Consider the following 7242-nt stretch of genomic DNA (forward strand, 5'->3'; position numbering starts at 1 on the left):
CAATGAATTGACTTTACAAGAGAGATAACTTATTTGTTTTAGAATCATGAATGTTCGCCCGAGCTAACCTGTTAAAGGTGCAAAAGATTGCACCTTTTTCAGATTACCTCGGGCCTGGTTACGTCGCTTTCGGCTTACTGATTTTCCTCAATTAGCAACGCTTCAAGCAAATCGAGATCGTGCAGTAATTTTTGCAGCGTTTCGTTGCTGATCTCCCGCGTGGCGCGCAGGTGGTACAGTTCAGCACGTTCAGAACGCAATGCCGCCAGACGGAAGCGACGCTCAAGGTTCTCTTCCTGCACGGAACTTTCAACGTCGTTACGTCCATCGGCGCGACGACGCAGGTTACCAATGACGCGAGAACTGACCTCCGTAAGCAACTGGTTATCGATATTCTCTTCGGTATCCGCCGCCAGACGCTCCTCCATTTTCTGGATCGCCACAATCGCCACTTCTGCCGTTGCCGCTCGCGCAATACGTTCTTCTTTCAATTGTTGCGAATGGTCCGCGACTTCAATGTGTTGTAGCAGAATAGGCAACATCACCACGCCGACAAACAGCGAGAAGAGAATGACGCCAGCCGCCAGGAACACCAGCTCATAGCGCGCCGGGAAGACGTTACCATCCGGCAAGAGCAGCGGGATTGAGAGCACACCGGCCAGAGTGATCGCCCCACGCACCCCAGCGAAAGACGCGATCAGGATTTCTCGTGTGGTCCACGAACCAAACTCCATCGGCTTCTTCTTCAGGAAGCGGTTGCTGAACTTTTTCATCGTCCACAGCCAGCCGAAACGGACCAGCATCAGCGCCGCATATATCAGAATAATATCGGTAAACAGCATCCAGATTTCGACGTTAGGGTCGATTTCTGCCGCCATCAGCGACGTCTCCAGAATACCCGGCAGTTGCAGACCTAACAGCAGGAACACCATGCCGTTAAAGACAAATTCCAGCATCGCCCAGGTGCTGTTTGCGCGCAGGCGCATTGCCAGTGGCGCACGGCGCATCACACCGGAGCGGGTGATGGTCATCCCGGCGGCAACCGCAGCGAGGATGCCCGAAACGCCAATATGTTCGGCAATCAGATAAGAAGCGAATGGCAGCAAGAACAGCAGAACGATCTGCGTCGCGGGTTCATCACCGCCCCAGCGGCTGAGGAATCGCAGCGAGCGACCATACAGCCAGCTCACCACAAAACCGGCAAGAATACCGCCAATGGCTACTTTCATAAATTCGACCGTCGCACCGCCGACAGTGAAGATCATCGTCCCCATCGCCACTGCCACGGCAAACTTCAACGACACCAGGCCGGAAGCGTCATTCATCAACGCTTCGCCCTGCAAAATGCCCATGATTTTTTTCGGGATGCGCCCTTCGCCAACAATCCCGGAGAGCGCCACAGCATCGGTCGGAGAAAGTACCGCCGCCAGCGCAAAGGCGGGGATCAGCGGAATGCCCGGCACCACCCAGTAAATAAGGAAGCCAATGCCGACCACGGTGACCACCACCAGCGCCAGCGCGAGGCCGAAAATCTCTCGACCATGTTCGAGAAATTCACGGGTCGGCGTTTTCCAGCCATCAGCGAACAGCAACGGCGGGATAAACAAGACTAAAAAGAGTTCAGGATCAAACTCCACATGCAAACCAAACGTCGGCCACGCCAGTAGCGCACCGATGGCGATTTGCATAAGCGGAAGCGGGATCTGAAAGGGCATGACACGAGTGACCACCCCGGACAGCGAGACCACGAGGGTCATTATCAGTATGGTGAAGAAGATTTCCATGCGTTCCCTGTTTGCGATGTTTTTTATGATCTGAGAAAGACGTTATGCCTGAATTCTCATTTTTTCAGAATATCGCAAAAGCTCACACAATGTGCGGAGAAAATAAAAACGGGCAGCCATTGCCACCCGTTTTCAGAATCCGATGAAAGATTAGATAGCCCAGCCACCCGCATAGAAGGTCACCAGCGCCACGGCGATAACGACCGTACCGATGTTCAACTTGCGCCATTCACCGGAAACCAGACGACCAATCACCAGAGTCGCGAAGCCGATCATGATGCCTGTTACGATGTTACAGGTCAGCACGATGAATACCGCCGTAACCAGACCCGCCATCGCATCAACAAAATCAGCAAAGTCGATTTTCGCCACGTTGCTCAGCATCAGCAGGCCAACGTACATCAGCGCCGGAGCCGTTGCATACCCCGGAACGAGGTAAGAAAGCGGAGAGAGGAACAGAATCAGCAGGAACAGCACGCCAACGGTGATAGCCGTCAACCCGGTTTTACCGCCCGCCGCCGTACCCGCCGCAGACTCGATGTATACCGCTGCCGGAGCTGCACCCACCAGGCCAGAGAAAACGCTGCTCATGGAGTCAGTGGTCAGTGCTTTCCCGCCGTCGATGATCTGCCCATCTTTATCCAGCAGGTTCGCCTGGCCGGCGACAGCGCGGATAGTTCCGGTGGCATCAAATACTGCCGTCATCACCAGCGCCAGAACGCTTGGCAGGACTACAGGATTCAGCGCGCCCATAATGTCCAGGCTGCCAATCAGTGAATTGCCGTTTTCATCGCTCAATGAAGGCATGGCGAAAACGCCGGAGAAATGGACGTTAGGATCGAAGATCAAACCGACAATTGAGATACCGATAATGGTCAGCAGAATGCCACCAGGGACTTTCAGTTTTTCCAAGCCGATGATCACCGCCAGACCTGCCAGTGACATAATCACCGGGAAGGTCGCGAAATCACCCAGCGCAACGGGCAGACCATCAAGCGGGTTTTTAATCACCAGACCGACACCATTAGCGGCAATGAGCAGCAGGAACAGACCGATACCGATCCCCGTGCCGTGCGCCACACCGTGCGGCAAGTTGCGCAAAATCCAGCTACGGATACCCGTGGCAGAAATTACCGTAAACAGCACACCCATCAGGAACACGGCACCCAGCGCGACAGGTACGCTAATATGTTGCCCCAGCACCAGGCTGAATGCGGTAAACGCCGTCAGGGAGATGGCGCAACCAATCGCCAACGGCAGATTAGCCCACAGACCCATCACGATAGAACCGAGTCCGGCAACCAGACAGGTTGCAACGAAAACTGCCGCAGGCGGGAAGCCTGCTTTACCCAACATACCTGGAACGACGATGACCGAGTAGACCATCGCCAGAAACGTTGTTAACCCGGCAACCACTTCCTGACGGACAGTGCTTCCACGTTGTGAAATTTTAAACCAGGCGTCGAGTGAACCGCCGGTACGCGCTGATGGCGTAGACATAAGAAAACATCCCCTGAGAGTTTAATTTTCGTCAAGATGCGTGGCGGACAATCCCCTGCCAGCGAAACGTTATCTTCCTGCTCCAGGTTTGCGGCAATTTGGTGCGTCGCAAAAAAGCAAACGTTTAGCTCCGCGCATACAAAACGGGTGGTAAAAAAAAGCAAACGATTATCCGGCGATCATAGCGGCTTTTTCAACCGAAGTTTGCTGCTTTTTTCTCTTTTATTGTCTTGACGATGAAAAACCAGGCAATTGATGCGCAAACGTTATCGTCGATGTGCAAGATTGCAGCGTTATCGAGCCGTATACCGTTCTGGATTGCGATAAAAAATCGTCTGAGATGACAAAAATATTGCGGCTAAAAAGTATACTTTTACACTGGCGAAGAAACGTCGGTGACATACAATTAAAGCATCAACACCAACCGGAACCTCCACCACGTGCTCGAATGAGGTGTGTTGACGTCGGGGGAAACCCTCCTGTGTTCCAGCGGGATAGAGAGAAAGACAAAGACCGGAAAACAAACTAAAGCGCCCTTGTGGCGCTTTAGTTTTGTGTTTGCGGATAATTCCAAAAGAGCTCGATCAGTCCCCTCGCCCCTTCGGGGAGAGGGTTAGGGTGAGGGGAACAGGCAGCACCAGTGCAAATATTTACCCTCACCCCGGCCCCATAGTTAACGATGAGTCAGCTTGTCCTTGTGGCGCTTTAGTTTTGTTCATCTTCCAGCAAGCGTGCGCCGGTACCTTCTTCTCCTAAGCGGTCGCCCGGGTTACGCAACGGGCAATCACTGCGCGAAAGGCAGCCACAACCAATACATCCGTCCAGTTCGTCACGCAGCGCCACTAAGGTATGAATGCGCCGATCCAACTCTTCTCGCCATTGGGACGAAAGCTGTTTCCACTCTTTCGCACTTAACGTATGCCCTTCTGGCAACACGCCAAACGCTTCACCAATGGTCGCCAGCGGAATGCCAATACGCTGAGCGATTTTGATAATTGCGACATATCGCAACACATCACGTTTATATCGCCGCTGATTGCCGCTGTTACGGATACTAGTAATCAACCCTTTGCTTTCATAGAAATGCAGCGCCGATACCGCCACACCGCTGCGTTTCGCCACTTCGCCAGGGGTTAGCAGCGCTTTAATGCGGGGTAATTTCTTTTCCATAAATCGCTTTACCTCAAGTTAACTTGAGGAATTATACTCCCCAACAGATGAATTAACGAACTGAACACTGAAAAGAGGCAGATTTATGTCCCATCAGAAAATTATTCAGGATCTTATCGCATGGATTGACGTGCATATTGACCAGCCGCTTAACATTGATGTCGTCGCAAAAAAATCAGGCTATTCAAAGTGGTACTTGCAACGGATGTTCCGCACGGTGACGCATCAGACGCTTGGCGATTACATTCGCCAACGCCGCCTGTTACTGGCCGCCGTTGAGTTGCGCACCACCGAGCGTCCGATTTTTGATATCGCAATGGACCTGGGTTATGTCTCGCAGCAGACCTTCTCCCGCGTTTTCCGTCGGCAGTTTGATCGCACTCCCAGCGATTATCGCCACCGCCTGTAGTTTTATTGCCCGCGCGTTAACTCCCGCGCGGGTAATTGCTCCATCCATTGCATAAACACCTGCGGCGGCATCGCCTTCGCAAAAAACCATCCCTGGCAATAGCGCACGCCGCGTTTGCGCAGCCAGTTAACCTGCTCCTCAGTTTCGACGCCTTCAGCGATCGTTTTTAACCCCAGGCTGTGCGCCAGCTCGATGATGTGTTCCGCAATCAAATGACTGGTTTTGTGGGTGGTCAGCGTTTCAACAAACGATTTATCGATTTTCAAAATATCGACATTCAATGATTTAAGGTTATGCAAGTTAGAGTAGCCAATACCAAAATCATCAATTGCCACTTCGTAACCAGCCTGGCGGAAAGCCAGAATTAATCGGCGTCATTTTTTCGACATCAAGAAATGCATGCTCAGTCACTTCAAATTTAATTTGCTGCGGACGCACCGCGTATTGCTCTGTTTTCTGATTGATTCGCGCTATCAACCGTGACGTATGAAAATCGGAGGCCGACAGGTTAATAGAAACATAGCGATCGGCATGTGTTGCCAGGTACGCGCCCAGATCGCGGAAGACATTATCAATAACATAATCAGTTATCTGTTCTATCATCCCCTCCTTTTCTGCCAGCGGAATAAACTCTGCCGGATTCATTATTTGCCCCTGCTCACCAGGCCAACGTAACAACGCTTCAGCGCCGATACATTTTTCTGTTTTGATATCGATTATTGGCTGGTAATAAAGACAAAGTTGATGTTTTTCGAGGGCGCGTTGCAATTTACGTTTGGGAGATAAATAGTTTTGTCGAATACGTAGCCAGAGTAATAGCAGAACAAGACTCCCCAAAATACCGGCGGGCAACGCAAAAATAAGATGATTATAAAAATGGGTTATAAGACGTTGATATGAAGTCGCAACAATGGCTGCAATTGGGCGTTTTGTCGAATAAATTGTCGCATATAAATAGCCATTTCTTTGTACGGTTAAATCCTTCAAATGAATCAGCGGAGAAAACGTTGCTGCCGAGGCCTCTTTGCTTAACGAGAAAAAGGTTTTCATCACCGTATCATACACACCCCATTGCAATGTCGGGTCATCAGACATCACTTCACTCCAGAAGAGAGGGTTGATAACCGCCACATAATTTCCCCGCTGCATATAGGTCATTTTATAGCCAGAGAAAAAAGGCGTATCGCGGTAATAATAGATAGAAACGTTAGGTTCACGCTTATAATCGGCCGGTGCAATCGTATAGCCGTTTACAGGCGCTATCAGCGATGAGCATAAAAAATGGTTATCACGAATTCATTAATATAAAGATAGCCACGAATAATATTCAACATTCGCTTTTGATGGGCTGGAGTGCAAACTTGCCCCTGATAGCGTTCAGCTGCATCGCTCACTAAATCTGCCTGGCGAATGACCAGCTCGGATTTATCCAGTGCCAGTTGAGCAAAGGTTCGGAGCTGATTATTCACTTCTGATTTTGCCCAAAGGAAGGCAATCCATAGCGAAAGAATGATGGGAAAGAGAACTAAAAAGATAATGCCCGGCAACGCCAGTAATTGGTGTCGTGCACGATGACTCATTGCTATCAATTTCCTGCCTGTTTATACCCGGCCATTGCAAGGTGAAACCCTGGCTACCGACGTCTTTAGATAAATCTTACGGTATAAATAGCACTTTTGCCTGATTTGAAATTGATACCTTTTTAATCGTCACCTGGATGAAAATAATTCATTGATATTCAAAATTAATTTTCTACAGGAATACAGAGGCGGCGGGAAGATATGCCCTTAATGCCACTGAAAAACCACATAATTTGTACAGCAATAAAAGTCACGGCCTAATATGGCTAACAAACAATCAATTGTGATATAGTTCACAAAATTAATGAAACAAACAGAGTGTTTCATTTTTGTGTTCTGCAAGCCCCGCGATAGCCAGAGTGTACCACGCCTCCCGTGAACAACGCCGCGCTGTCCAGGGCATCGGCTCTTTTCAGAGGAATTGTTTGATGGCTACCCTCACCACTGGCGTGGTTCTTCTTCGCTGGCAACTTCTTAGTGCCGTAATGATGTTTCTGGCCAGCACACTCAACATCCGTTTTCGTCGGTCTGATTATGTCGGGCTTGCGGTGATCAGCAGCGGTCTGGGCGTTGTTTCCGCCTGTTGGTTCGCAATGGGGTTGCTTGGCATCACAATGGCGGACATCACCGCTATCTGGCACAACATCGAGTCGGTGATGATAGAAGAGATGAATCAGACACCGCCACAATGGCCAATGATTTTGACCTGATACGTAGAAGCCTCGGTAATGCTGCCAACTTACTGATTTAGTGTATGATGGTGATTTTAAGGTGCTTGCGTGGCTTCCATTTCCATCAG

At 50.2% G+C, this 7242-nt stretch carries 5 protein-coding genes and 1 pseudogene; 2 read left to right on the plus strand and 4 right to left on the minus strand.

The features are described from left to right. Nucleotides 1-134 precede the first annotated feature (134 nt). From ABZJ92_RS12245 to soxR, 3 genes are all read right to left on the minus strand, one after another. The gene (locus ABZJ92_RS12245; protein WP_000402207.1) at nucleotides 135-1784 is read right to left on the minus strand and encodes a Na+/H+ antiporter; all 1650 of its coding nucleotides are present in this window, start codon (nucleotides 1782-1784) and stop codon (nucleotides 135-137) included. Nucleotides 1785-1934: 150 nt separating this feature from the next. After that, nucleotides 1935-3284 carry a guanine/hypoxanthine transporter GhxP gene (ghxP, locus tag ABZJ92_RS12250; RefSeq protein WP_000106875.1) on the minus strand — a complete coding sequence of 450 codons (1350 nt, stop codon included), beginning with the start codon at nucleotides 3282-3284 and terminating at the stop codon, nucleotides 1935-1937. A gap of 705 nt (nucleotides 3285-3989) precedes the next feature. Continuing rightward, nucleotides 3990-4454, minus strand: coding sequence for a redox-sensitive transcriptional activator SoxR (soxR, locus tag ABZJ92_RS12255; RefSeq protein ID WP_000412428.1), 465 nt, complete (start codon nucleotides 4452-4454; stop codon nucleotides 3990-3992). 85 nt (nucleotides 4455-4539) lie between these two features. On the opposite strand from soxR, the gene soxS reads away from it, so the two are divergent. Further along, complete coding sequence (gene soxS, locus ABZJ92_RS12260) at nucleotides 4540-4863, plus strand: superoxide response transcriptional regulator SoxS (protein WP_000019363.1); 324 nt, start codon at nucleotides 4540-4542, stop codon at nucleotides 4861-4863. Nucleotides 4864-4865: 2 nt separating this feature from the next. Here the strand turns inward: soxS and pdeC are convergent. Continuing rightward, nucleotides 4866-6443 (minus strand): annotated as a pseudogene (pdeC, locus tag ABZJ92_RS12265) (c-di-GMP phosphodiesterase PdeC). A gap of 428 nt (nucleotides 6444-6871) precedes the next feature. Here pdeC and ABZJ92_RS12270 point away from each other — a divergent pair. After that, nucleotides 6872-7153 carry a YjcB family protein gene (locus ABZJ92_RS12270; RefSeq protein WP_001295689.1) on the plus strand — a complete coding sequence of 94 codons (282 nt, stop codon included), beginning with the start codon at nucleotides 6872-6874 and terminating at the stop codon, nucleotides 7151-7153. The last annotated feature ends 89 nt before the right edge of the window (nucleotides 7154-7242 follow it).

Source organism: Shigella sp. FJ200513 (assembly GCF_040495915.1).
In the GTDB taxonomy this organism is placed as follows: domain Bacteria; phylum Pseudomonadota; class Gammaproteobacteria; order Enterobacterales; family Enterobacteriaceae; genus ECMA0423.

What these genes read in the sequence shown, in the direction of transcription:
- ABZJ92_RS12245 (WP_000402207.1), bottom strand. Translation starts at nt 1,784, where the DNA reads ATGGAAATCTTCTTCACCATACTGATAATGACCCTCGTGGTCTCGCTG.
- ghxP (WP_000106875.1), bottom strand. Translation starts at nt 3,284, where the DNA reads ATGTCTACGCCATCAGCGCGTACCGGCGGTTCACTCGACGCCTGGTTT.
- soxR (WP_000412428.1), bottom strand. Translation starts at nt 4,454, where the DNA reads ATGGAAAAGAAATTACCCCGCATTAAAGCGCTGCTAACCCCTGGCGAA.
- soxS (WP_000019363.1), top strand. Translation starts at nt 4,540, where the DNA reads ATGTCCCATCAGAAAATTATTCAGGATCTTATCGCATGGATTGACGTG.
- ABZJ92_RS12270 (WP_001295689.1), top strand. Translation starts at nt 6,872, where the DNA reads ATGGCTACCCTCACCACTGGCGTGGTTCTTCTTCGCTGGCAACTTCTT.